Source organism: Pseudocitrobacter sp. RIT415, assembly GCF_003057695.2.
Taxonomy (GTDB): domain Bacteria; phylum Pseudomonadota; class Gammaproteobacteria; order Enterobacterales; family Enterobacteriaceae; genus Pseudocitrobacter; species Pseudocitrobacter faecalis.
This window is the reverse complement of record NZ_QBJC02000014.1, coordinates 95,605-118,913: the sequence shown is the minus strand read 5'-3', so window position 1 is coordinate 118,913 and position 23,309 is coordinate 95,605. Positions and strand designations below refer to the sequence as shown.

The window sequence follows — 23,309 nt, the reverse complement described above, 5'->3', positions numbered from 1 at the left end:
CCATCTCTGGTACAGGCTATGTCGGCCTCTCAAACGGCCTGCTCATTGCGCAACACCACGACGTTGTGGCGCTGGATATCATTCCCTCACGTGTGGAGATGCTTAACCAGCGCATCTCACCCATTGTCGACAAAGAAATTCAGCAGTATCTGGGCTCTGGTGAACTGCGTTTCACTGCAACCACTGATAAATACCTGGCTTATCAGAATGCTGACTACGTTATAATCGCGACGCCAACGGATTACGACCCTAAAACTAACTATTTCAATACCTCCAGCGTTGAGTCGGTTATTCAGGATGTCATTGAGATTAATCCGCAAGCCGTCATGATCATTAAATCAACGGTGCCGGTAGGTTTTACGGATTCGGTAAAGAAGAAATATGCCACTGATAATATTATTTTCTCGCCAGAGTTTTTGCGTGAAGGCAAAGCGTTGTACGACAACCTTCACCCCTCGCGGATCGTGATTGGAGAGCGTTCAGAGCGCGCAGAGCGTTTTGCTCGTATGCTCCAGCAGGGCGCGATTAAGCAAGACATTCCTACGCTGTTTACCGATTCGACAGAAGCAGAGGCGATTAAACTCTTTGCCAACACCTATCTGGCAATGCGTGTTGCTTACTTTAATGAGCTGGATAGCTACGCGGAAACGCTGGGACTCAATTCCCGCCAAATCATCGAAGGTGTTTGCCTGGATCCTCGCATCGGCGATCACTACAACAATCCCTCCTTTGGATATGGCGGCTACTGCCTGCCTAAAGATACCAAGCAGCTGCTGGCGAATTATCAGTCAGTGCCTAACAACATCATCTCCGCCATTGTCGATGCTAACCGCACGCGCAAAGACTTTATTGCCGATGCGATTCTGGCGCGTAAGCCGAAAGTTGTCGGCATCTATCGCCTGATCATGAAAAGCGGCTCTGATAATTTCCGAGCCTCCTCCGTGCAGGGCATCATGAAACGGCTGAAAGCGAAGGGGATCACGGTGATTGTGTACGAACCGGTGATGAAAGAGGATGAATTCTTCAGTTCGCGGGTCGTTCGCGATCTACAAGCTTTCAAGCAAGAAGCGGATGTTATCGTTTCTAACCGTATGGCTGAAGAGTTAACTGACGTAGCAGAAAAAATCTACACGCGCGATCTTTTTGGCAACGACTAAACTAAATTTTTTCACAAGCTGAATGTCTGACAAGACGGGCGTTCAGCCTTTTTTCTGATTCTTTTCAGGTTTCTCTGTTTTTGGTGAAAATCCTATAGAAATTCGGATTGCTCCAGGTAAACTGGTGCCCTCGTGGGTATTTCTGTTTGGATGTCACTAAGGTTTATATGATTCAAGATAACAATACTGGGCGCAATGGTTATGAGGGTGAGTCGGAGCAGATCGACCTTGTCGATTTGTTGATGCAACTCTGGCGTGGCAAGTTGACTATCATCGTATGTGTCATTGTTACTGTTGCTCTCGCTGTAGCTTATGTTTTTTTGGCGAAAGAGAAGTGGACTTCTACCGCGACTATCACGCGTCCGGATGCAGCGCAGATTGCTAACTATCATAATGCCCTGAACACGCTTGATTCATCAGTTACCCTCCCTGATGTTCAGAATCAGGTTATTAACCGTTTTAATTCTGCTTTTATTGCATTGGCAGAATCTCTGGATAATCAGGAAGAACCTGAGATCCTGACCATTGAACCGTCCGTAAAAGGGCAATCTCTCCCTCTGACAATCAGTTACGTAAGCGATTCTGCTGAAGCGGCACAACGTGGTGTTGCCGAATATATTCAAAAAATAGATGAACAAATCGCTGAAGAGCTGGAACTGGATCTTAACAACACTATTAAAGTTAGAGTAACAAATATTAAAGATTCTCTTTCAAATCAGGAGGCTGTGTCTCAGGAGCAGAAAGATTTACGTATCAAGCAAATCTCTGAGTCTTTAAAGTATGCTCAGAAAAGTAACGTTACAAAGCCGCAAATCCAACAGACACAAGATGTAACGCAGGAAACGATGTTTTTGTTAGGTACTGAGGCACTCAGCTCTATGATTGCTAATGAGGCTAGCCGCCCTTTAACCTTCCCTGCCGCATATTACGGTCTGAAGAAAAATCTGCTCGACATCGAAAAACTGAAAGTCGACCCGAAAACCATTCACGTCTATCGCTACGTGATGAAGCCGACGTTGCCAATCCGTCGCGACAGCCCGAAACGTGGTCTGACGCTGGTGCTGGCGGTGCTGCTGGGCGGGATGATTGGTGCCGGTGTTGTATTGGGGCGCAACGCGCTGCGTAACTACAAACCGAAAGCATAATGCTTACGCCACATAATAAAAAACCGGGCTTGCCCGGTTTTTTTATGCCTGATGAAAACTTACTGATGACGTTTTCGCAGGTTCTCAATCACGGTCGTCAAATCCAGATCCTGATCCTGCAACAGCACCAGCAGGTGATACATCAAGTCCGACGCTTCATTGGTCAGCTCAAAGCGGTCTTTCACCGTTGCCGCCAGCGCGGTTTCTACACCTTCTTCACCCACTTTCTGCGCGATACGTTTGGTACCGCTGGCATACAGGCGCGCGGTGTAGGAGCTTTCCGGGTCTGCGGTTTTACGCTCTGCCAGCAGTTGTTCCAGTTGATACAGGAACAGCCACTGGTGGCTGGTATCGCCGAAGCAGCTGGAAGTGCCTTTGTGGCAGGTTGGCCCAATCGGGTTGACCAGCACCAGCAGGGTGTCGTTGTCGCAGTCGGGGGTAATGCTCACCACGTTCAGGAAATGGCCGGACGTTTCGCCTTTGGTCCACAGGCGTTCTTTGGTGCGCGAATAAAACGTCACTTTGCCGGACGATTCTGTCTGCGCCAGCGCCTCTTTATTCATATAGCCCAGCATTAATACTTCGCCGGAAACCGCGTGTTGTACGATGGCGGGCATCAGTCCGTCGGTTTTATCCCAATCCAGTTGTTCAGTTAACATACCCGTATCTCCACGCCCTGTGCGGCCAGGTACGCTTTTAATTCACCAATATTAATAATTTGCTTGTGGAATACCGAGGCGGCCAGCGCGCCATCGACATCCGCATCGCGGAAGGCTTCGAGGAAGTGTTCCATGGTACCCGCACCGCCCGAGGCAATCAGCGGAACGTGGCAGACGTCACGCACTTTTTTCAGTTGCGCCAGGTCGTAGCCATTACGCACGCCATCCTGATTCATCATGTTGAGGACGATTTCCCCCGCGCCGCGTTTCTGCACTTCCTGCACCCAGTCGAGGGTTTCCCATTGGGTGACGCGGGTGCGGCTTTCATCGCCGGTGTATTGATTAACGTGATATTTGCCGCTATCGGCATCAAACCAGGTGTCGATCCCGACTACGATGCACTGCACGCCAAAACGATCCGCCAGACGAGTGATCAGCTCCGGGTCGGCCAGCGCCGGGGAGTTGATGGAAATTTTATCTGCGCCGAAAGAGAGAATTTTCGCGGCATCGTCGATGGATTTGATGCCACCGGCGACGCAGAAGGGAATATCAATCACTTCCGCGACGCGAGAAACCCAACTTTTATCGACCACGCGACCATCGCTGGAGGCGGTGATATCGTAAAACACTAATTCATCTGCGCCTTCGTCGGCATAGCGTTTCGCCAGCGGGACGATGTCGCCGATGATTTCGTGATTACGGAACTGCACGCCCTTGACGACCTGACCATCGCGTACGTCCAGGCAGGGGATTATCCGTTTTGCCAGCATTGGATGGCCTCCGTTACGGTGAATTTACCTTCCAGCAGCGCGCGTCCGACAATTACGCCGCGCACGCCGGTGCCGCGCAGCGCGGCGATGTCATCCAGCGAACCGATGCCACCGGAAGACTGAAACGCCACCTGCGGGTAGCGAGCGCAGATTTCTTCATACAGCGAGACGTTAGAGCCCGCCAGCGTACCGTCGCGCGAAATATCGGTGCACAGCACATGTTGCAGGCCAACCGGCAGATAGGTTTCAACCAGTTCTTCCAGCGTGACGCCGGAATTCTCCTGCCAGCCGCTCACCGCGACTTGCTTCGCACCTTGTTCGTCGATGCGCACATCCAGCGCCAGCACCAGATGTTCCGCGCCAAAGCGGGTAAACCAGCCTTTGACGATTTCCGGGGATTTTACCGCCGTCGAGCCGACGACCACGCGTTCGACGCCTGCGTCCAACAACGCCGCCACATCCTCTTCGGTGCGCACGCCGCCGCCAACCTGCACCGGTACGTTCACGCCTGCAACCAGTTGTTTCAGCAACGGGATCTGACGCAGTGCCGGGTCTTTCGCGCCGGTTAAATCGACCAGATGCAGCACTTGTGCGCCCTGAGCGGCGTAATCCTGTAAACGCGGCAGCGGGTCATTACCGTAGTCGCGCTGTTGGGCGTAATCGCCCTGATGCAAACGCACCACCGTGCCATTAATTAAATCTAAAGCTGGAATGATCATTACATCTCCAGGAAGTTTTTCAGCAGTTGCGCCCCGGCTGCACCGGAACGTTCCGGGTGGAACTGCACGCCGTAAAAGTTATCTTTCTGCACCGCCGCGGTGAACGGTTCGCCGTAGTGGCACTGTGCGATGGTGTACGGGTTGACCGGCATGGCGTAGCTGTGCACGAAATAGAAGTACGCGCCATCTTCGATACCCCGGAACAGACGGTCACCCGCTTTCGGGTAGACGCGGTTCCAGCCCATGTGCGGCAGCGGCAGGCCGAAGTCGGACATTTTCGGCACCGCCTGGTCGATAATCCCCAGCAGGTCGACGCCGTTGCTCTCTGCGCTGCGGCTGCCGAGGATCTGCATACCGAGGCAAATGCCCAGCACCGGTTGGGTGCAGGCTTTAATCAGATCGACCAGTTCTCGCTCGCGAATCTGATCCATCGCGGCCTGTGCGGTGCCCACGCCCGGCAGAAACAGTTTGTCGGCGCGCAGTACCACGTCCGGGTCGCGGCTTACCACGGGGTCATAACCGTGGCGGCTGATAGCGGACTTCACGGAATTCAGGTTGGCGCAGCCGGTATCGAGGATAACGACGTTCATCACAGCACTCCTTTTGAGGAGGGAAGGGTATCGCCTTCCACGCGGATCGCCTGGCGCAGCGTACGGCCAAAGACTTTGAACAGGCTCTCCACACGGTGGTGATCGTTCTTACCTTTGGTTTTCAGGTGCAGCGTCACGCCCATGGTGTAGGAGAGTGAGCGGAAGAAGTGCTCGATCATCTCAGTGCTCAGGTCGCCGACGCGCTGGTAGGTGTATTCGGCTTTATATTCGAGGTGTGGACGTCCGGAGATATCCAGCGCGCAGCGTGCCAGGCATTCGTCCATCGGCAGCACAAAGCCAAAACGGTTGATGCCGCGTTTGTCGCCGAGCGCCATTTTTAATGCTTCGCCCAGCGCCAGACCGGTGTCTTCCACCGTGTGGTGATCGTCGATATACAGGTCGCCCTGCACGGCAATTTCCATGCGGAAGCCGCCGTGGGTGGCGATTTGGTCCAGCATATGGTCGAAGAATCCGACGCCGGTATTGATTTTGCTGCCGCCTTCGCGGTCAAGCCATACTTTGACGTCAATCTGCGTTTCTTTGGTTTTACGCTCAACGTGCGCGTAGCGGTCGCGGCGGGTGAGCTGCTCGCCAATCGTCGCCCAGTTCAGTGTTTCACGGTTATAGCGCAGGCCGATGATATCCATGTTTTCTGCTAACTGGATATCGGTGGCACGATCGCCAATCACGTAGCTGTTGGCTTTATCCATCACGCCATCGGCGAGCCATGCGGTGACCAGCTTCGTTTTCGGTTTGCGGCAGTCGCAGTTATCGGCCGGGAAGTGTGGGCAAATCAGCACGTCTTCGAAGTTAACGCCCTGTGAGGTGAAAATCTGCATCATCAGATTATGCGGGCCGTCGAAGTCAGCCTGCGGATAGCTATCGGTACCCAGCCCGTCCTGATTGGTGACCATCACCAGCTTGTAGCCTGCTTTTTGTAGGGTCAGCAGCGTCGGAATAACGTCCGGTTCAAATTCCAGTTTGTCGAAACGGTCAACCTGGAAATCGCTCGGCGGCTCTGCAATCAGGGTGCCGTCGCGGTCAATAAAGAGAAACTTCTGGGTCATACATTCTCCGCATTCAAAGCGTCAATAACGCGCTGGCTCTCTTCGCGGGTGCCGATGGTGATACGCAAACAGCCGCTTAAAGAAGGTTGTTTATTCTGGTCTCGTAAGATAATGCCCTGATCCCACAAAGATTTAAACACTGCGCTGGAAGCTTTAATACGCACGAGAATGTAATTGGTTTCAGAGTTGAAGACCTGCTCCACGCACGGGATACCGTCAAGGTTCGCCACCAGATATTGACGCTCGGCCAGAATTTGCGCCACGCGCTCGCGCATCGCGGTGATGCCCTGCGGCGCCAGTGCCTGCGCGGCAATATCCGCCACCGGTGTAGAAAGCGGATAAGGGGCAATCACCTTCAACAGAAGGGCGATAACCTCTTCATTCGCCAGGGTAAAACCACAACGAAGGCCGGCGAGGGCGAAGGCTTTTGAGAGCGTGCGCAGAACCACCAGGTTCGGGTATTCGTTCAGCCAGCCTGCCAGCGTCGCCTGCGGGCAAAACTCAATATAGGCTTCGTCGGCAACCACCAGCGCTTTCCCGCGCGTCATCTCCAGCAGCGTGCGGAAATCCTGCGGGTTAATCAGCTGCCCGGTTGGGTTATTCGGGCTGCAAATGTAAACCACTTTCACGCCGTCGAGCTTATCGGCGATAGCCGGGAGGTCGAGCTGCCAGTTTTCCAGCGTCGGTACGGTGCGGCACTCCACACCAATGGTTTCCGCGCTCACGCTGTACATGCCGTAGGTCGGTGGGCAGTAGAGAATCGCGTCTTTCCCAGGTTCACAAAACGCGCGCACCAGTAATTCAATACCTTCATCTGCGCCACGGCTGACCAGCACCTGTTCCGGCTTCACCCCTGCATAAGCGGCGTAGTTTTCAATCACCGCTTTAGGCTGGCATTCCGGGTAGCGATTAAGCGTTTGTGCGGTCAACTGAAATTCGACCGGCGTCGGGAATTCGTTGGCATTAAGCCAGACATCGCCTTTGCCGCCCAGACGGCGAGCAGACTGGTAAGGCGTCAGATTACGCACATTCTCGCGGGCTAACTCTTCAATGCTCATGCTTGCTCCTTCAGGGCGTTTACGCGCAGGGTGACGGCATTTTTGTGGGCGGTCAGCAGTTCGGCTGCGGCCAGCGTTTCAATGGTGGCGGCCAGAGACGCGAAACCGTCGCGGGAGAGCTCCTGCACGGTCATGCGTTTCTGGAAATCCGCCAGCCCCAGGCTGGAGCAGGTTGCGGTGTAACCATACGTCGGCAGCACGTGGTTAGTGCCGGAGGCGTAATCGCCCGCGGATTCCGGTGACCAGTCGCCGAGGAAAACGGAGCCTGCGCTGGTTATTTGATCCACCAGATCACGGGCGTTGCGGGTTTGAATGATCAGGTGCTCCGGGCCATAAGCGTTGGAAATCTCTACGCACTGGGCGATGTCGCGAGCGATAATCAAACGGCTGGCGGAAAGCGCCTGACGCGCGGTGTCGGCACGCGAGAGAGAGGCCAACTGACGTTCAACGGCTTCTGCCACGCCACGCGCGATGTCGGCATCGGGCGTTAGCAGGATCACTTGCGAATCCGGGCCGTGTTCCGCCTGTGAAAGAAGATCGGCGGCGATGAAATCTGGCGTCGCGCCGCTGTCGGCAATCACCAGCACTTCGGACGGCCCAGCAGGCATGTCGATGGCGGCACCATCAAGGCGTTGACTCACCTGGCGTTTGGCTTCGGTGACGAATGCGTTGCCCGGGCCAAAGATTTTATCCACCTTAGGAACTGATTCGGTGCCGAGTGCAAGTGCAGCAATGGCCTGTGCGCCCCCCACTTTAAACACCTCTTTCACGCCGCACAGTTGCGCGGCATACAGAATTTCATCGGCAATCGGTGGTGGCGAGCAGATCACCACTTTCTGGCAACCGGCAATGCGCGCCGGCGTCGCCAGCATTAAGACGGTGGAGAAAAGCGGCGCGGAGCCACCCGGAATATAGAGTCCCACCGAGGCGATAGGGCGCGTAACCTGCTGGCAGCGCACGCCCGGCTGGGTTTCGATATCCACGCCCGGCAGAATTTGCGCGGTGTGGAAGGTATCAATATTTTTCACCGCGACGTTCATCGCGGTTTTCAGTTCATCGCTCAGGCGACTGCTGGCCTGGGCGATTTCCTCTTCGGTGACTTTCAGCGCCGTCACTTCGGCTTTATCAAACTTCGCGCTGTATTCGCGCAGGGCACGGTCGCCGTTTTGCTTAATGTTATCCAGGATCTCCGCGACGGTGCGCGTAATGTTGTCGGAAGCCGAAATTGCCGGGCGCATCAGCAGCGCCTGCTGCTCTTCCTTATTACAACCATTCCAGTCGATCAGGGTGTTAAAGCTCATGGTCGTTACTCCATCATCTTCTCAATCGGCAGCACCAGAATCGAGCTGGCACCCAGCGCTTTCAGTTTTTCCATTGTTTCCCAGAACAGGGTTTCGCTGCTTACCATGTGCATTGCCACACGCTGTTGGTCGCCAGCCAGCGGCAGAATGGTTGGGCGTTCAGCACCCGGCAGCAGGGCGATGACTTCGTCCAGACGTTCGGTTGGCGCGTGCATCATGATGTATTTCGATTCGCGCGCCTGAATCACGCCCTGAATACGGGTCAGCAGACGGTCAATCAGCTGTTGTTTGGCTTCGCTCATCTCGCCGTCGCGCTGAATAAGGCAGGCTTTGGAGCGGTAAATCACTTCCACTTCACGCAGGCCGTTGGCTTCAAGTGTCGCGCCGGTGGAAACTAGGTCACAGATCGCATCGGCGAGGCCAGCACGCGGGGCGACTTCAACGGAACCGTTCAGCAGGCACGATTTAAATGCAATACCTTTCTGGTCGAGATAACGTTTGAGCAGGTGCGGATAAGAGGTGGCGATGCGTTTGCCGTCCAGACCTGCCGGGCCATCCCAGGCTTCATCCACGGGGGTTGCCAGTGACAGGCGGCAACCACCGAAATCAAGGCGACGCAGTGTGAAGTAGCGCGGATCTTCACCCTGCGCACGACGGCTCAGGAGTTCCTCTTCCAGCACGTTTTCGCCGATGATGCCGAGGTCAACCACGCCATCCATAATCAGGCCTGGAATGTCGTCGTCTCGCACGCGCAGAATATCGATAGGCATGTTCTCCGCCATCGCAATCAGGCGCTGGGTGTGGAGATTGATTTTGATGCCACAACGGGCGAGTAATTCGCGTGAATCATCGCTCAGGCGACCTGATTTCTGCATAGCTATGCGTAAACGGCTGTTGTCTAACATTCTGATTTCCTCTTACCCTGCTGAATTTAGTTCAAAAAAAAGCCCCCGGAAGAAAATCTTCCGGGGGCTCTCTTGCGTTCATGCACCACTGGAAGATCTAAACGTCTCCCAGCACACATCGCCTGAAAGACTAGTCAGGATGATGGTGATGATGGTGGTGTTTAAATTGAACGCACATAACTTATTTCTCGTTGAATGAGTATTCACTTGATGTCTTTTAACCTAGCCCACTTTCACCGTTGAAGGCAAGGGGTTTTTTCAATCTTTAAATCATTTCATATTCACACTATAAATTGTCAGTTCCCGCAGGCTGGCGTAGCCTTATAGAAGAAGGATAGCCAGAAACCAGGAGAGCAGGCATGAAAAAGGTCGCGATTGTCGGATTAGGTTGGTTGGGCATGCCGCTGGCGCTGGCGCTGACGGCGCGTGGGTGGCAGGTTACCGGCAGCAAAAGGACGCAGGATGGGGTGGAAGCGGCGCGGATGTGCGGGATTGACAGCTACCCGTTACGCCTTGAACCACAACTGGTTTGTGACGCCGAAGATTTAGACGCGCTGATGAATGTTGACGCGCTGGTGATTACTCTGCCGGCGCGTCGCAGCGGTGAGGGTGAAGATTTTTATCGCCAGGCGGTACAAGAAATAGTCGATACCGCGCTTGCGCATCATATTCCGCGCATTATTTTTACCAGCTCAACGTCTGTGTACGGCAACACGCAGGGGACGATTAAAGAGAGCACGCCGCGCGACCCCGTTACGTCGAGCGGGAAAGTTCTCAAAGAGCTGGAGGACTGGCTGCATCATCTGCCAGGGACGTCCGTTGATATTCTGCGCCTTGCGGGGCTGGTGGGGCCGGGGCGTCATCCTGGCCGTTTCTTTGCCGGAAAATCCGCGCCGGACGGCCAGCATGGCGTGAATCTGGTGCATCTGGAAGATGTGATTTCAGCGATTACGCTGTTATTGCAGGCTCCGAAAGGCGGACATATCTATAATATATGTGCGCCCCTCCATCCGGCCCGCGAAATTTTTTATCCGCAAATGGCGCGCGAACTGGGTCTGGAGACGCCGGTGTTTTCGCAGCATGCGGGCAGCGGTACCGGCAAACTTATTGATGGCAACCGTATTTGCCATGAGCTGGGTTTCGAATACCAGCATCCTGATCCGCTGTTAATGCCGATGGAATAACCCGCCTCGGCGTTCAGCCTGATGCAAGGGGACAACCATGAAGCCTTTGCTCGATGTGCTGATTATTCTTGATGCATTAGATAAAGAAGGGAGCTTTGCCGCGGCGTCGGCAAAGCTTTACAAAACGCCGTCAGCCCTCAGTTACACCGTTCATAAGCTTGAAAGCGACCTTAATATTCAACTTCTCGACCGCAGCGGCCACCGGGCGACATTCACCCGCACCGGGCAGATGCTGCTGGAAAAAGGCAGGGAAGTGCTGCACACGGTGCGCGAGCTTGAGCAGCAGGCAATTAAACTGCACGAAGGTTGGGAAAATGAACTGGTGATTGGCGTGGATGATACTTTTCCCTTTTCACTGCTGGCGCCATTAATAGAAACCTTTTATCAACATCACAGTGTTACCCGGCTGAAATTTATTAATGGCGTACTGGGCGGTTCATGGCAGGCATTAATTCAGGGGCATGCGGATATTATCGTCGGCGCATTACGCGAACCGCCGCCGCTAAGTGGCTTTGGTTTCCTGCCGCTTGGCCAACTGGAACAGATTTTTGTGGTGGCGGCGCATCACCCGCTGGCGCAAATGCCAGAGCCTTTATCACGACGCACGATCAAGCGTTTTCGCGCGATAGTAGTGGGTGATAACACCTCGCCAGAATGCGCCACATTTCAGCAACTTTTTGACGATCAGCAAGCGATCACGGTCTTCGATTTCAAAACGAAACTTGAGTTACAAATCAGTGGGTTAGGTTGTGGTTTTGTGCCCCGGTATCTCGCTCAACGCTTCCTTGAAAGTGGGGCGCTGGTTGAAAAATCCGTCGTCGCCCATATCCCCTTTGAACCGGTCTGGATTGGCTGGAATGAACAGACCGCCGGGCTCGCCAGTGCATGGTGGCGGGATGCTGTTTTAGCAAATAGTGCTATAGCTGCGGTCTATAATTCGACCGCTGTTGAATAATCAATCGGTTAGATAGCGAAGTTGGCCGATCGGCTTCACATTCTCTTGTATTTTTATGTCAATTTGATGCAGAATGTGCCGCTTGCAAAATATGAGACTAACCGACGTTTTAATACGCGTCGGTTATTTTTTTGCATCAAACAAATCATTCAATAAAAGAGGCCGGGCTTCGTACCGGATAGATACTTACTTAAAAAACGACAGTTGTTGTCGCTGAGGAAATCAAAAAAATGGGGCAATTTTTTGTTTTTGCGACGGTTTTCACCCGTAAGGAGAATAACCATGTCGCATAACGCTACTCCAAACACCTCTCGCGTGGAATTACGTAAAACCCTTACGCTGATTCCGGTTGTCATGATGGGCCTTGCCTATATGCAGCCAATGACGCTGTTTGATACGTTCGGTATCGTATCTGGTCTGACAGACGGTCATGTGCCGACTGCCTACGGCTTTGCACTGGTGGCGATTCTGTTCACCGCGCTGAGCTATGGCAAGCTGGTACGTCGCTACCCGTCTGCGGGTTCTGCCTATACTTACGCCCAGAAATCCATCAGCCCGACCGTAGGCTTTATGGTGGGCTGGTCGTCGCTGCTCGACTATCTGTTCGCGCCGATGATCAACATTCTGCTGGCGAAAATCTATTTTGAAGCACTGGTGCCGTCTATCCCATCGTGGGTATTCGTGATTGCACTGGTGGCCTTCATGACCGCCTTTAACCTGCGCAGCATTAAATCGGTCGCCAACTTCAACACCGTGATCGTGGTGTTCCAGGTGGTGCTGATTGCGGTGATTCTGGGCATGATCATTTATGGTCTGTTCCACGGTGAAGGGGCGGGTACGCTTAGCAGCACGCGTCCGTTCTGGTCTGGTGATGCGCACGTTATCCCGATGATTACCGGGGCGACAATTCTGTGCTTCTCGTTTACCGGTTTTGACGGCATCAGCAACCTTTCTGAAGAGACGAAAGACGCTGAGCGTGTGATTCCGCGTGCGATTTTCCTGACTGCATTAATCGGTGGCCTGATCTTTATCTTCTCCACCTATTTCCTGCAGCTTTACTTCCCGGATATCTCTCGCTTTAAAGATCCGGATGCGTCACAGCCTGAAATCATGCTGTACGTCGCAGGTAAAGCGTTCCAGGTTGGCGCGCTGATCTTCTCCACCATCACCGTACTGGCATCCGGTATGGCGGCACACGCAGGTGTTGCGCGACTGATGTACGTCATGGGTCGTGACGGCGTGTTCCCGAAAAGCTTCTTCGGTTATGTCCACCCGAAATGGCGTACGCCGGCGATGAACATCATCCTGGTGGGCGCGATTGCTCTGCTGGCAATCAACTTTGACCTGGTCATGGCAACGGCACTGATTAACTTTGGTGCGCTGGTGGCGTTCACCTTCGTGAACCTGTCCGTGATTTCGCAGTTCTGGATCCGCGAGAAGCGTAACAAAACGCTGAAAGACCACTTCCAGTATCTGTTCCTGCCAATCTGTGGCGCGCTGACCGTTGGCGCTCTGTGGGTTAACCTGGAAGAGAGCTCAATGGTTCTGGGGCTGATTTGGGCGGCTATCGGCCTGATCTACCTGGCGTGCGTGACCAAAAGCTTCCGCAACCCGGTTCCGCAGTACGAAGACGTTGCGTAATCTTTAAGATTCGCTGAAAACCGGAGGCTAAATGCCTCCGGTTTTTTTATGCCCTAATTTCACGCGGTTTCTAAAAATAATCGATAAATAACCAAACGGAATATCATAGAGGTTTTGGTTATTGGTTCCTGGCAGGTGTGACTGGAATAATTTACGCACTGATATTTTCCAGGTTGATTAATTTTTATGTTGCAGATGATCGTGAGCGGAATAATTTGTGGCGCGTTGCTGGGGTTTGTCATGCAGCGTGGTCGCTTCTGCCTGACCGGCGGTTTCCGCGATATGTATATCGCGAAAAACAATCGCATGTTTTATGCCTTACTGATTGCCATCTCGGTACAGAGCCTTGGCGTTTTCGCGCTGATTCAAACCGGGCTGGTACACTATGACGCGGGCGCGTTCCCGTGGCTTGGTACCGTGGTGGGCGGTTTTGTCTTTGGTATCGGTATCGTCTATGCGGGTGGCTGTGCAACCGGTACCTGGTACCGCGCCGGGGAAGGGCTTATCGGTAGCTGGATTGCGCTGGTCACCTACATGGTGATGAGCGCGGTGATGCGCTCGCCGCACGCTGCCGGGCTGAACGCATTTCTGGGGCAGCACACCACTGCGCATAACGGCATTGCGGAAACCCTTAATATCTCCGTATGGCCGCTGATTGCCGTGCTGCTGATTGCCACTCTCTGGCTGGTCAGTAAAGAGTTGCGTAAGCCGAAGCTGAAAGTCGCCTCACTGCCGCCTCGCCGTACGGGCCTGGCGCATCTGTTGTTTGAAAAACGCTGGCATCCGTTTGTCACCGCCGTGTTGATTGGCCTTATCGCGCTGCTGGCGTGGCCACTGAGCGAAGCCACCGGACGTATGTTCGGCTTAGGCATCACCTCGCCGACTGCCAACATTTTGCAATTCCTCGTTTCTGGCGAAAGCAAATATGTTAACTGGGGCGTCTTCCTGGTGCTGGGTATTTTCCTGGGTTCTTTTATCGCGGCCAAAGGTAGCCGTGAGTTCCGCGTGCGTGCCGCCGATGCCAGCACCACGCTGCGCAGTGCCTCGGGCGGCGTATTGATGGGCTTTGGTGCCAGCATTGCAGGCGGTTGCTCAATCGGTAACGGCCTGGTGATGACCGCAATGATGACCTGGCAGGGTTGGATTGGCCTGGTATTTATGATCCTTGGCGTGTGGACCGCGTCATGGATGTTGTATGTGCGTCCGCAGCGTAAAGCGAAGTTGAAAACCGCTACGGCATAACAGGAGTAAAAAGATGACGGTAAAAAAACTCGATGTGGTCACTCAGGTGTGCCCGTTCCCACTGATTGAAGCGAAAGCCGCAATGGCTGAAATGGCCAGCGGCGACCAACTGGTGATTGAATTCGACTGCACCCAGGCAACGGAAGCGATTCCTCAGTGGGCAGCGGAAGAGGGGCACATCGTGACTGATTTCCAGCAGGCAGGCGACGCCGCCTGGAGCATCACGGTTCAGAAAGCCTGATAGCGTGCGCCCCGCAAGTGCGGGGCGCTTCGTTAAACAATCTCCTGCGCATACTGATAAAGCGCTTTCAGCAGCTTCAGCTTCTCACTGTTCCCTTCATATTGCGCGTACAGCGCTTCCAGTTGCTGCATATAGGCCTGCAAAAATTCCGGCGTAAAGACATCGCGGCGATGCTCTAACCAGCGCATCTGCTCCTGTTCATCCAGCGTGCCCGGGAAGTTACGCGCCCTGTAGTTAAACAACAGTTTTTCAATGCGCGCATCGGCAAAGGTAAGATCCAGCGCGGGAAGATTACGCGGCTCGGTTTCCAGTACAATTCTCATCGCGGCGCGGTCAGCATCGCTGAAGAAGCCGTTATAGAGCTGCGCATCGACATTTGTTGAGGGCACAAACGGTTCGGCTTCGGCGAAGATTGCCACCACTTTCTCCCGCACCTGCGGGTTTTCGCGCAGCACTTTAAGGTTATCCAGACAGTGCTGGCGATTAATGCCGAGGCGTTCAGCATCTTCCGGGCGCAGGGTATTCGCGACGGCCAGCACCGGGCATTTATTCAGATGCACCAGCTTCACCGGAACCGGGGAAGTCTCACCCAATGCGGCTTTCGGCGTGTAAAGGCGTTCGCGCAGGGTATCGGCGTCCAGATCCAGCAGCCCGGAGATGTCGCCAGCCAGATCCACCATGATCACCGCATTGCGGTTATCCGGATGCCACGCCAGCGGGGCGATCCAACTGGTGTTGCCGCGCCAGGCGCCAAACATCCCGGACACATGCACCAGCGGTTTCATCTGCGGTACATCAATCAGCGTGGTCAGCTTTTGCTTGCTGCGATAGGCATATAAATAGTCAAACAGCTTTGGCTGCTGGGTTTTCACCCGTTTCGCCATGGCGATGGTGGCATAAACGTCTGCCATCGCGTCGTGGGCGTTACTGTGTTCAATACCGTTGGCTTTGGTCAAATGCTCCAGGCGAAAGCTCGGCAGGCCGTCCTCATTTTCTGGCCAGTTGATCCCCTCCGGGCGCAGGGCGTAGCAGGCGCGCATCACATCCAGCAGATCCCAGCGCGAGTTATGATTTTGCCAGCTCCAGGCGTAAGGATCGTAGAAGTTGCGGTAAAAGATATTGCGCGTGACTTCATCATCGAAACGGACATTGTTATAGCCCACCACGCAGGTATTGGGCACGGTGAACAGATCGTGAATGCGGCGAGCGAACGCGGCCTCGTTATCGCCCTTTGCGCGTGCTTCCTGTGGGGTGATACCGGTAATGAGCACTGCTTCCGGCTGCGGCAGATAGTCGTCTGCGGGTTTACAGTAAAAGACCTCGGGCTCCCCAACGATATTAAAATCGTTATCGGTACGAATGGCGGCAAACTGCGCCGGGCGATCCAGCGACGGGCTGGTGCCGAAGGTTTCGTAATCGTGGAAGAGGAATCCGGGGGTGTTGGCAGGTTCTTGCATGGTCAAAACGTAATCCCTGATAAGCGAGCGGGCGAATTAACACCATGGTAAACGATTTACAGAGCCATCAGAAGGGCGGTTTTTCGGGGGCGATTCAGGTTATGTCATATTTTCTTGCAATTAATGGCTGTATGAAAGTGAGAGATTCCGTAAAAAGGACGACGATTTTGAAATTGCTGAGGATTTGCTGTTGAAAGCCCGTTTGTTTATTGCTGTATCTTTGCTCGCTTCGAGTATTTCTTGCGCCTTTGCTACTGACAGCGCGGTTCCTCCCGTCACGCCGCCGGCCATTAAAGCCGGTTCCTGGGTATTAATGGATTATACCACCGGGCAAATTTTAACCGCCGGAAATGAGCACCAGCAGCGCAATCCGGCGAGTCTCACCAAACTGATGACCGGTTATGTCGTCGATCGCGCCATCGACAGCCACCGTATTACGCCGGATGACATCGTCACCGTGGGTCGCGATGCCTGGGCGAAAGGCAATCCGGTGTTTAATGGCTCTTCGCTGATGTTCCTGAAAGAGGGCGATCGCGTCAGCGTGCACGATCTGAGCCGTGGTCTGATTGTCGATTCCGGCAACGACGCCTGCGTCGCGCTGGCGGATTACATCGCCGGGGGCCAGCCACAGTTCGTCGCCATGATGAATCACTATGTCGAAACGCTGAAGCTTCGCGATACCCATTTTGAAACGGTTCACGGGCTGGACGCGCCGGGGCAGCACAGTTCCGCTTACGATCTCGCCGTGTTATCGCGCGCGATCATTCATGGTGAGCCTGAGTTTTATCATATGTACAGCGAAAAAAGCCTGACGTGGAACGGCATCACGCAGCAGAACCGTAACGGTCTGTTGTGGGATAAAACCCTGAACGTTGATGGCCTGAAAACCGGGCATACATCCGGGGCGGGCTTTAACCTGATCGCCTCTGCGGTTGACGGCAAACGTCGCCTGATTGCGGTGGTGATGGGCGCAGATAGCCCGAAGGGGCGTGAAGATCAGGCGCGCACGTTGCTGCACTGGGGACAGCAGAATTTCGACACCGTACAGGTGCTGCAAAACGGCAAAAAAGTGGGTACCGAACGCATCTGGTACGGCGATAAAGAGACGATTGATCTTGGTACCGATCAGGATTTCTGGTTGGCATTGCCGAAAAAAGAGATCCCCAACATTAAAGCGAAATACGTACTGGACGGCAAAGAGCTGGAAGCGCCTATCGCCGCGCATCAGCGGGTAGGGGAAATTCAGCTTTACGATCGCGATAAGATTGTTGCCCACTGGCCGCTGGTCACCCTGGAAAGCGTCAATAAGGGCGGGATGTTCTCGCGCCTGAGCGACTATTTCCATCACAAAGCGTAACGCTGATATGCCGTTATTCCCTGGCGACAATGTGAAGCAGTGCACATACTATCCGGTATAGCACTGCTATATTTTTACTGTATCTATATACAGTAAAATCCAGATCAGGGGGAACTATGCATTACACTATCGAACACATCCATGCCCGTACCGTTGCCGGTTTCCATATGGTGGGGCCGTGGGAAGAGACCGTTAAGCAAGGTTTTGAGCAACTGATGATGTGGGTAGACGGCCAGTCGATTCCGGCGAAGGAGTGGGTGGCGGTCTATTTTGATAATCCCGATGAAGTGCCGCCTGAAAAGTTGCGCTGCAGTACCGTTGTGACGGTGGCTGATGATTTCACATTGCCCCCCAACAGTGAGGGCGTCATCCTCACCCATCTTGAGGGCGGCGAGTATGCGGTTGCCAGCGCCCGGGTTCTTGAGCATGACTTTGCCACGCCGTGGCTACAATTCTTTGATGAATTGCTCAAAGACAACGCGTATCACATTGATGGCAAACCCTGTTTCGAACTCTATCTCAATGATGGCAATAAGGACGGCTACTGGGACATTCAGATGTACGTCGCGGTGGCGCGTAAAGCGGTCTGAAAAACGAGTGAAAGATTTTTTGCGCCTCATGATGCGAGCCGGGCAAAAGCAGGTACAATTGCGCTCTTTTGTTCTGCCGGAGAACCGGTGTGCGTCCTGATAAATCACTCAGTCCTTTTGAAATTCGGCTATACCGCAATTACCGCGCAGTGCACGGCATCCGTATAGCCCTGGCATTTGTGCTGGCCTTTCTGATTGTACGTATCTTCGACATTCCGGAAGGATCGTGGCCGCTGATTACTCTTGTGGTTATCATGGGGCCCATCTCGTTCTGGGGAAACGTGGTGCCGCGCGCCTTCCAGCGTATTGGCGGCACTATCCTCGGCTCGGCGCTGGGCCTGATTGCGCTTAAACTTGAACTCATTTCTTTACCGCTGATGCTGATGTGGTGTGCCGGGGCAATGTTCCTGTGTGGCTGGCTGACGCTCGGTAAACGTCCCTATCAGGCGCTGCTGATTGGCATTACCCTGGGTGTGGTGGTGGGTGCCCCCCCGGGCGACCTGCACACTGCGCTGTGGCGAAGCGGCGACGTTATTTTCGGTTCGCTGCTGGCGATGCTTTTCACCGGCGTTTGGCCGCAGCGGGCGTTTATCCACTGGCGCATCCAGATGGCGACCTTTGTGACCCAATTTAATCGCCTCTATCAGGCCGGCTTTTCACCCAATCTGGTGGAGCGGCCGCATCTGGAAAAACACCTGCAAACGGTGCTTAACGATGTGGTGAAAATCCGTGGGCTGATTACGCCCGCCAGCAAAGAAACGCATATCCAGAAATCGGTATTCGAAGGCATCCAGACCGTGAGCCGTAACCTGGTGTGTATGCTTGAGCTGCAAATCAACGCGCACTGGGCGTCTCGCGAAAGCCATTTTTTAATGCTCAACGCCCATACGCTGCGCGAAACGCAGCAGATGACCCAGCAAACGCTGTTAACCATCGCGCATGCCCTGTATGAGGGTAATCCTCAGCCGGTAAAAGCGAACACCGAAAAACTCAACGAGATCGTCGATGAACTACGCCAGTTGCTGACGGAGCATAAAAGCACTCATTTGGTGGAAACGCCCATTCATGGCTACGTTTGGCTAAGCATGGAGCTGGCGCGTCAGCTTGAGCTATTATCCCTGCTTATCTGCCGCGCGCTGCGTAAATAAGCGACGAATGCAACACCTTTGACCCTGGGTTGTTTCGATTCAGCAGCGTTTAGGGTTATGATGAGGGACAGGTAAAAACCATTGTCATTAGCTTCAGCTATACGTATTGTTAATTCTATCGCTGTAGCATTTACGAATCCGAGTCTCAAATATCAGGGGTGTAAAAATGGAAACAACTAAGCCTTCATTTCAGGATGTACTGGAGTTTGTTCGTCTGTTCCGCCGTAAAAACAAACTGCAGCGTGAAATTCAGGACGTTGAGAAAAAGATCCGTGACAACCAGAAGCGTGTCCTGCTGCTGGACAACCTTAGCGACTACATCAAACCGGGCATGAGCGTTGAAGCGATTCAGGGCATCATCGCCAGCATGAAGAGTGATTACGAAGATCGCGTTGATGATTACATCATCAAAAATGCCGAAATTTCTAAAGAACGCCGCGACATCTCTAAAAAGCTGAAAGCGATGGGCGAACAGAAGGTTGCTGAGCCAAAAGCTGAGTAATTTGTCATCAGGCGGCCTCCGGGCCGCCTGAATACTATCTGACGCCGCCTTCCACCATGGGCAGCACATATTTTTGCGGCCACAAAACATTACCATCGTCCCTTTCCAGTTCCGCCATCACGGCCTCAACATCGTGTTTCGTCCTGTCGAGCATTAACCCCATCACGCTCCCGCTGTGTGCGATGCTCACGCCATACAATGCAAAACGCTCCACAATATCCAGTACGCGCTGAAAACCCGGTTTCGGCAGAATTTGCTGGCTGGCGATAGCGCTGAGCGTCGCGGCTTCTCCGAGTAGTCTGGCACAGCCTGTTTCACACGCCTGACGAGCTTTTTGCCAGGCTTGCGCTAACTGTGGCGCGCCGGCAAGGAGGGCCGCTTGTCTGTCGAGACGATGATAGTCTGCGGTTTGCAGCGTGAGTGGGCTTTCCAGTACCAGAATATCAAGCTCTGGTTGCTCTGAACCGACCGTTAGCGCATGGCCCTGATTATGATCGAACAGCGTCATCTGGCGAAAAGGCGTGCTATCGGTGGGCTCAAGGTTAACGCAAAGCTGTGCCAGCGCCTGTTCAGTCAATGTTTTATCAAAATAGCGTGCGGTGGCGACGGCAGTGGCGGCGATATCGGCAGTACTGCTGGCCATTCCTTTGGCAACCGGTATGGGGGAGTGCAGATTAATGCGCAACTGCTGGCTCCACTCCACCGGGAATTCCCACAGTGCCAGCAACTGATTGACCATTTCGCGCGTCAGCGGACGTTCATTGTCAGCCGGTTTACCGGTTCTTACTTCCACGGTGCTGTAAAGCCCAACCGGGCAGGAAATCAATTTCTCACTGCCCAGGATCCAGCCCTGAATCAGTTCCCCGCAGGATGCAGGGCATTGTGCAACGGCCACGCTGTCACCTAATTTGCCTTATTTTCCAGGCTGATATTATAAATTGAATAAATCATTGCGGCGCAATAGATTGTTTTAGCGCAAAAAGGCAACGGAGTATGAGCGCTACACTGACTCCGACATTAAGCCGACAGGTCAGACACGTTATGTGTCAGGGAAGAGGGTGTAAATCCCTCGCAGCCCCCGCTGCTGTAATGCTGACGAACCCGTAAACACCACTGATCGCAAGATTGGGAAGGACGGGGGAGGACGACGCTAAGCCAGAAGACCTGCCTGTCGGTACATCTCAACAACTTCGGTGGGAAGTGGGTTGCTCAGAAGCGTGCGGTCGCAAGACCGGGAACACGCGCATCTCGACGTACCCTTACCACCCTGAGCAGGATCAGGGCATGGCGGCAAAGCATCACGCATTTATTCTGGCAGGCACCGGCAGCGGCTGTGGTAAAACCACGGTAACGCTTGGCTTGTTGAATGTGCTGAAACAGCGCGGCTGGCGGGTGCAGCCGTGGAAAGTGGGGCCTGATTATCTCGATACTGGCTGGCATACGGCAATTTCCGGCGTGGCGTCGCGTAATCTCGACAGTTTTATGATCCCTGCCCCCGCGCTGAACGCCTTGTTTAACCAACACATGCAGCATGCCGATATCGCGGTGATTGAAGGCGTGATGGGGCTGTACGATGGCCTCGGTATCGACCCCAATCAATGCAGCACCGCTGCGATGGCAAAACAGCTCGGCTGTCCGGTCATTTTGCTGGTGGACGGCAAAGCGGTCTCAACCTCCATTGCTGCAACCGTACTGGGTTTTCAGCACTTCGATCCCTCTGTGAATATCGCAGGCGTGATGGTCAATCGCGTCAACAGCGACAGCCATTTCCAGCTTCTCAAATCCGCCATCGAGCGCTACTGCGCAGTGCCAGTCATTGGTTATGTGCCCACCGTGGCGGGTATCGCCTTGCCGGAGCGGCATCTCGGTCTGGTCACGGCGCGTGAATCGGTTGTTGAACAGCAACCGTGGCAAGATTTTGCCGATACGTTGGGGCGCACGCTCGATATTGAAAAACTGCTGACATTGAGCGAGATGAAAACCCTGCCGCAGGGCGAATGGCCGCCGATGCCCTCAGTGGACGAAGATGAGCGCCTGACGCTCGCGCTGGCGGATGATGAAGCCTTTAACTTCTACTACCCGGACAACATTGCGCTGCTTGAACGTGCAGGCGTCGATATTGTCCGTTTTAGCCCGCTCCACGATGACGTACTGCCAGAATGCCAGATGATCTGGCTCGGCGGCGGGTATCCGGAGCTGCACGCGAAGGCGCTGGCAGCCAATCAGCCGATGCTCAATCAGTTGCGCAAGGCTCATGCACGCGGGGTGGCAATCTATGCCGAATGCGGCGGCCTGATGTATCTGGGCACTTCGCTGGAAGATGCGCAGGGCGATACTCATCTGATGGCGAATATCATTCCCGGTCACAGCAAAATGGGCAAACGGCTGACGCGCTTTGGCTACTGTGAAGCGCAGGCGCAGGAAAACACCCTGCTGGCGGCAGCGGGAGAATGGCTTCGCGGGCACGAATTTCACTACTCCGATTTCACGCCGGAAATCTCGGCAGTGCTGGATTGCCGCAAAGTACGCGACGGGAACGTCCTGCAAACCTGGTCTGGCGGCTGGCAGGTGGTTAACACCTTCGCCAGCTATCTGCATATTCATTTCGCCCAGCGCCCGATGATGCTCACGCATTGGTTGAATGCCGCAAGGAGCGTCCAATGACTCTGCTTGCCTGGTGCATCGCCTGGATCCTCGACCTGCTTATCGGTGATCCGCAAAGTTGGCCTCACCCGGTGCGCTGGATGGGCGCGCTCATTAACCGCGTACAAAAAACAGTGCGCCGCTATTGTCACAGTGACCGCGCGTTGCGGATTGGCGGCGGTGTGATGTGGCTGGTGGTGGTCGGCCTGAGCTGGGCTGTCGCCTGGGGCGCGCTGGCGCTGGCTTACGCGTTACATCCGTGGCTAGGCTGGACGGTGGAGGTTTGGATGATCTTCACGGTACTGGCCGGGCGCTGCCTGGCGAATGCAGCCCGCGATGTTGAGCGGCCGCTACGCGCGGGTGATTTAGCGCAAAGCCGGATAAAACTGTCGTGGATTGTGGGCCGGGATACTTCTCAGCTTCAACCTGCGCAAATCAACCGTGCAGTGGTCGAAACCGTTGCCGAGAACAGCGTCGATGGTGTCATCGCTCCGCTCTTCTTTCTGCTGCTTGGCGGTGCGCCGCTGGCGATGGCTTATAAAGCGGTGAATACGCTGGATTCCATGGTCGGCTACAAACATGAAAAATACCGCGCGATTGGCATGGTGAGCGCCCGGCTGGACGACGTCGCCAACTTTATTCCCGCGCGCCTGAGCTGGTTGCTGCTCAGCGCCGCCGCTCTTCTTTGGCGCGCGAACGCCGCTGCCGCGTTACGCATTGGCTGGCGCGATCGTCATAACCACAGCAGCCCCAACTGCGCATGGTCTGAAGCGACCGTCGCCGGGGCGCTGGGTATCCGCCTGGGCGGCCCGAATGACTATTTTGGCGAGCGCGTTGAGAAGCCGTGGATCGGTGACGAGCAACGCGACATCGCCGTAGATGATATTTCCCGAACGATTCGACTGATGTGGGTAGCTTCCACGCTGGCGCTGGTGCTGTTTATGGCAGCCCGGCGGCTGGTGATGGGCGCGGCCTGAG

The 23,309-nt window shown here is 54.4% G+C and carries 24 protein-coding genes, 1 riboswitch and 1 other annotated feature; of the genes, 13 read left to right on the top strand and 11 right to left on the bottom strand.

Going from position 1 to position 23,309, the window contains the following annotated elements:
- Nucleotides 1–2 precede the first annotated feature (2 nt).
- Complete coding sequence (gene ugd / locus DBY68_RS15105; protein WP_233503894.1) at nt 3–1,157, top strand: UDP-glucose 6-dehydrogenase; 1,155 nt, start codon at nt 3–5, stop codon at nt 1,155–1,157.
- A 167-nt stretch (nt 1,158–1,324) separates the two neighbouring features.
- Nucleotides 1,325–2,302, top strand: coding sequence for an LPS O-antigen chain length determinant protein WzzB (gene wzzB / locus DBY68_RS15100; RefSeq protein WP_108475151.1), 978 nt, complete (start codon nt 1,325–1,327; stop codon nt 2,300–2,302).
- Nucleotides 2,303–2,361: 59 nt separating this feature from the next.
- Here wzzB and hisIE read toward each other — a convergent pair whose 3' ends face one another.
- The 9 genes from hisIE to hisL all read right to left on the bottom strand — a co-directional run bounded on the left by hisIE (nt 2,362) and on the right by hisL (nt 9,549).
- The gene (gene hisIE / locus DBY68_RS15095) at nt 2,362–2,961 is read right to left on the bottom strand and encodes a bifunctional phosphoribosyl-AMP cyclohydrolase/phosphoribosyl-ATP diphosphatase HisIE (protein ID WP_108475152.1); all 600 of its coding nucleotides are present in this window, start codon (nt 2,959–2,961) and stop codon (nt 2,362–2,364) included.
- Nucleotides 2,955–3,731, bottom strand: a complete 777-nt coding sequence (gene hisF / locus DBY68_RS15090) for an imidazole glycerol phosphate synthase subunit HisF (protein ID WP_021579317.1) — start codon at nt 3,729–3,731, stop codon at nt 2,955–2,957. Before hisF ends, hisIE begins: the two co-directional genes overlap by 7 nt.
- Nucleotides 3,713–4,450: a 1-(5-phosphoribosyl)-5-[(5-phosphoribosylamino)methylideneamino]imidazole-4-carboxamide isomerase gene (gene hisA / locus DBY68_RS15085; RefSeq protein WP_108475153.1), complete on the bottom strand. Its 738-nt coding sequence runs from the start codon at nt 4,448–4,450 to the stop codon at nt 3,713–3,715. Before hisA ends, hisF begins: the two co-directional genes overlap by 19 nt.
- Entirely contained in the window at nt 4,450–5,040 is a 591-nt protein-coding gene (hisH, locus tag DBY68_RS15080; RefSeq protein ID WP_108475154.1) for an imidazole glycerol phosphate synthase subunit HisH, read from the bottom strand. Before hisH ends, hisA begins: the two co-directional genes overlap by 1 nt.
- The gene (hisB, locus tag DBY68_RS15075) at nt 5,040–6,107 is read right to left on the bottom strand and encodes a bifunctional histidinol-phosphatase/imidazoleglycerol-phosphate dehydratase HisB (RefSeq protein ID WP_108475155.1); all 1,068 of its coding nucleotides are present in this window, start codon (nt 6,105–6,107) and stop codon (nt 5,040–5,042) included. The genes hisH and hisB overlap by 1 nt, the downstream gene beginning before the upstream one ends.
- Nucleotides 6,104–7,165 carry a histidinol-phosphate transaminase gene (gene hisC / locus DBY68_RS15070; RefSeq protein WP_108475156.1) on the bottom strand — a complete coding sequence of 354 codons (1,062 nt, stop codon included), beginning with the start codon at nt 7,163–7,165 and terminating at the stop codon, nt 6,104–6,106. The genes hisB and hisC overlap by 4 nt, the downstream gene beginning before the upstream one ends.
- Complete coding sequence (gene hisD, locus DBY68_RS15065; RefSeq protein ID WP_108475157.1) at nt 7,162–8,466, bottom strand: histidinol dehydrogenase; 1,305 nt, start codon at nt 8,464–8,466, stop codon at nt 7,162–7,164. Before hisD ends, hisC begins: the two co-directional genes overlap by 4 nt.
- Before the next feature lie 5 nt (nt 8,467–8,471).
- Nucleotides 8,472–9,371: an ATP phosphoribosyltransferase gene (hisG, locus tag DBY68_RS15060; protein ID WP_108475158.1), complete on the bottom strand. Its 900-nt coding sequence runs from the start codon at nt 9,369–9,371 to the stop codon at nt 8,472–8,474.
- 33 nt (nt 9,372–9,404) lie between these two features.
- Nucleotides 9,405–9,526, bottom strand: a sequence feature (His leader region).
- On the bottom strand, nt 9,502–9,549 hold the full coding sequence (gene hisL, locus DBY68_RS15055) for a his operon leader peptide (protein ID WP_108475378.1): 48 nt from the start codon (nt 9,547–9,549) through the stop codon (nt 9,502–9,504). Its footprint overlaps the feature before it by 25 nt.
- A gap of 181 nt (nt 9,550–9,730) precedes the next feature.
- On the opposite strand from hisL, the gene DBY68_RS15050 reads away from it, so the two are divergent.
- The 5 genes from DBY68_RS15050 (at nt 9,731) to tsuB (ending at nt 14,634) form a co-directional block, all read left to right on the top strand.
- A complete protein-coding gene (locus DBY68_RS15050; RefSeq protein WP_108475159.1) occupies nt 9,731–10,555 on the top strand; it encodes an SDR family oxidoreductase in 825 nt (274 codons plus the stop codon).
- Between the two features lie 37 nt (nt 10,556–10,592).
- Entirely contained in the window at nt 10,593–11,510 is a 918-nt protein-coding gene (locus DBY68_RS15045) for a LysR family transcriptional regulator (protein WP_108475160.1), read from the top strand.
- A 282-nt stretch (nt 11,511–11,792) separates the two neighbouring features.
- Entirely contained in the window at nt 11,793–13,151 is a 1,359-nt protein-coding gene (gene plaP, locus DBY68_RS15035) for a putrescine/proton symporter PlaP (RefSeq protein WP_108475161.1), read from the top strand.
- A 186-nt stretch (nt 13,152–13,337) separates the two neighbouring features.
- Nucleotides 13,338–14,393 carry a thiosulfate utilization transporter TsuA/YeeE gene (gene tsuA / locus DBY68_RS15030; RefSeq protein WP_108475162.1) on the top strand — a complete coding sequence of 352 codons (1,056 nt, stop codon included), beginning with the start codon at nt 13,338–13,340 and terminating at the stop codon, nt 14,391–14,393.
- A 13-nt stretch (nt 14,394–14,406) separates the two neighbouring features.
- Complete coding sequence (gene tsuB, locus DBY68_RS15025; RefSeq protein WP_108475163.1) at nt 14,407–14,634, top strand: thiosulfate utilization sulfurtransferase TsuB/YeeD; 228 nt, start codon at nt 14,407–14,409, stop codon at nt 14,632–14,634.
- A 32-nt stretch (nt 14,635–14,666) separates the two neighbouring features.
- Here the strand turns inward: tsuB and sbcB are convergent, their stop codons facing one another.
- Nucleotides 14,667–16,091: an exodeoxyribonuclease I gene (gene sbcB / locus DBY68_RS15020; protein WP_108475164.1), complete on the bottom strand. Its 1,425-nt coding sequence runs from the start codon at nt 16,089–16,091 to the stop codon at nt 14,667–14,669.
- A 190-nt stretch (nt 16,092–16,281) separates the two neighbouring features.
- Between sbcB and dacD the strand changes: the two genes are divergently transcribed.
- From dacD to DBY68_RS15000, 4 genes are all read left to right on the top strand, one after another.
- Nucleotides 16,282–17,448 (top strand): serine-type D-Ala-D-Ala carboxypeptidase DacD, encoded by a 1,167-nt coding sequence (gene dacD / locus DBY68_RS15015; RefSeq protein WP_108475165.1) that lies wholly within the window; start codon nt 16,282–16,284, stop codon nt 17,446–17,448.
- A gap of 116 nt (nt 17,449–17,564) precedes the next feature.
- Nucleotides 17,565–18,038 (top strand): DNA gyrase inhibitor SbmC, encoded by a 474-nt coding sequence (gene sbmC, locus DBY68_RS15010; protein ID WP_108475166.1) that lies wholly within the window; start codon nt 17,565–17,567, stop codon nt 18,036–18,038.
- Between the two features lie 89 nt (nt 18,039–18,127).
- Nucleotides 18,128–19,186, top strand: a complete 1,059-nt coding sequence (locus DBY68_RS15005) for an FUSC family protein (protein ID WP_108475167.1) — start codon at nt 18,128–18,130, stop codon at nt 19,184–19,186.
- Between the two features lie 166 nt (nt 19,187–19,352).
- Nucleotides 19,353–19,688, top strand: a complete 336-nt coding sequence (locus DBY68_RS15000; RefSeq protein ID WP_015963878.1) for a DUF496 family protein — start codon at nt 19,353–19,355, stop codon at nt 19,686–19,688.
- A 34-nt stretch (nt 19,689–19,722) separates the two neighbouring features.
- Here DBY68_RS15000 and DBY68_RS14995 read toward each other — a convergent pair whose 3' ends face one another.
- The gene (locus DBY68_RS14995) at nt 19,723–20,583 is read right to left on the bottom strand and encodes a GHMP kinase (protein WP_108475168.1); all 861 of its coding nucleotides are present in this window, start codon (nt 20,581–20,583) and stop codon (nt 19,723–19,725) included.
- Between the two features lie 115 nt (nt 20,584–20,698).
- Nucleotides 20,699–20,875: riboswitch (cobalamin riboswitch) on the top strand.
- Between the two features lie 97 nt (nt 20,876–20,972).
- On the opposite strand from DBY68_RS14995, the gene DBY68_RS14990 reads away from it, so the two are divergent.
- Together DBY68_RS14990 and cbiB are read left to right on the top strand one after the other, a co-directional pair.
- Complete coding sequence (locus tag DBY68_RS14990; RefSeq protein ID WP_108475169.1) at nt 20,973–22,352, top strand: cobyrinate a,c-diamide synthase; 1,380 nt, start codon at nt 20,973–20,975, stop codon at nt 22,350–22,352.
- Nucleotides 22,349–23,308 carry an adenosylcobinamide-phosphate synthase CbiB gene (cbiB, locus tag DBY68_RS14985; RefSeq protein ID WP_108475170.1) on the top strand — a complete coding sequence of 320 codons (960 nt, stop codon included), beginning with the start codon at nt 22,349–22,351 and terminating at the stop codon, nt 23,306–23,308. The genes DBY68_RS14990 and cbiB overlap by 4 nt, the downstream gene beginning before the upstream one ends.
- Nucleotide 23,309 lies beyond the last annotated feature (1 nt).

What these genes read in the sequence shown, in the direction of transcription:
- wzzB (WP_108475151.1), top strand. Translation starts at nt 1,325, where the DNA reads ATGATTCAAGATAACAATACTGGGCGCAATGGTTATGAGGGTGAGTCG.
- hisIE (WP_108475152.1), bottom strand. Translation starts at nt 2,961, where the DNA reads ATGTTAACTGAACAACTGGATTGGGATAAAACCGACGGACTGATGCCC.
- hisF (WP_021579317.1), bottom strand. Translation starts at nt 3,731, where the DNA reads ATGCTGGCAAAACGGATAATCCCCTGCCTGGACGTACGCGATGGTCAG.
- hisA (WP_108475153.1), bottom strand. Translation starts at nt 4,450, where the DNA reads ATGATCATTCCAGCTTTAGATTTAATTAATGGCACGGTGGTGCGTTTG.
- hisH (WP_108475154.1), bottom strand. Translation starts at nt 5,040, where the DNA reads ATGAACGTCGTTATCCTCGATACCGGCTGCGCCAACCTGAATTCCGTG.
- hisB (WP_108475155.1), bottom strand. Translation starts at nt 6,107, where the DNA reads ATGACCCAGAAGTTTCTCTTTATTGACCGCGACGGCACCCTGATTGCA.
- hisC (WP_108475156.1), bottom strand. Translation starts at nt 7,165, where the DNA reads ATGAGCATTGAAGAGTTAGCCCGCGAGAATGTGCGTAATCTGACGCCT.
- hisD (WP_108475157.1), bottom strand. Translation starts at nt 8,466, where the DNA reads ATGAGCTTTAACACCCTGATCGACTGGAATGGTTGTAATAAGGAAGAG.
- hisG (WP_108475158.1), bottom strand. Translation starts at nt 9,371, where the DNA reads ATGTTAGACAACAGCCGTTTACGCATAGCTATGCAGAAATCAGGTCGC.
- DBY68_RS15050 (WP_108475159.1), top strand. Translation starts at nt 9,731, where the DNA reads ATGAAAAAGGTCGCGATTGTCGGATTAGGTTGGTTGGGCATGCCGCTG.
- DBY68_RS15045 (WP_108475160.1), top strand. Translation starts at nt 10,593, where the DNA reads ATGAAGCCTTTGCTCGATGTGCTGATTATTCTTGATGCATTAGATAAA.
- plaP (WP_108475161.1), top strand. Translation starts at nt 11,793, where the DNA reads ATGTCGCATAACGCTACTCCAAACACCTCTCGCGTGGAATTACGTAAA.
- tsuA (WP_108475162.1), top strand. Translation starts at nt 13,338, where the DNA reads ATGTTGCAGATGATCGTGAGCGGAATAATTTGTGGCGCGTTGCTGGGG.
- tsuB (WP_108475163.1), top strand. Translation starts at nt 14,407, where the DNA reads ATGACGGTAAAAAAACTCGATGTGGTCACTCAGGTGTGCCCGTTCCCA.
- sbcB (WP_108475164.1), bottom strand. Translation starts at nt 16,091, where the DNA reads ATGCAAGAACCTGCCAACACCCCCGGATTCCTCTTCCACGATTACGAA.
- sbmC (WP_108475166.1), top strand. Translation starts at nt 17,565, where the DNA reads ATGCATTACACTATCGAACACATCCATGCCCGTACCGTTGCCGGTTTC.
- DBY68_RS15000 (WP_015963878.1), top strand. Translation starts at nt 19,353, where the DNA reads ATGGAAACAACTAAGCCTTCATTTCAGGATGTACTGGAGTTTGTTCGT.
- DBY68_RS14990 (WP_108475169.1), top strand. Translation starts at nt 20,973, where the DNA reads ATGGCGGCAAAGCATCACGCATTTATTCTGGCAGGCACCGGCAGCGGC.
- cbiB (WP_108475170.1), top strand. Translation starts at nt 22,349, where the DNA reads ATGACTCTGCTTGCCTGGTGCATCGCCTGGATCCTCGACCTGCTTATC.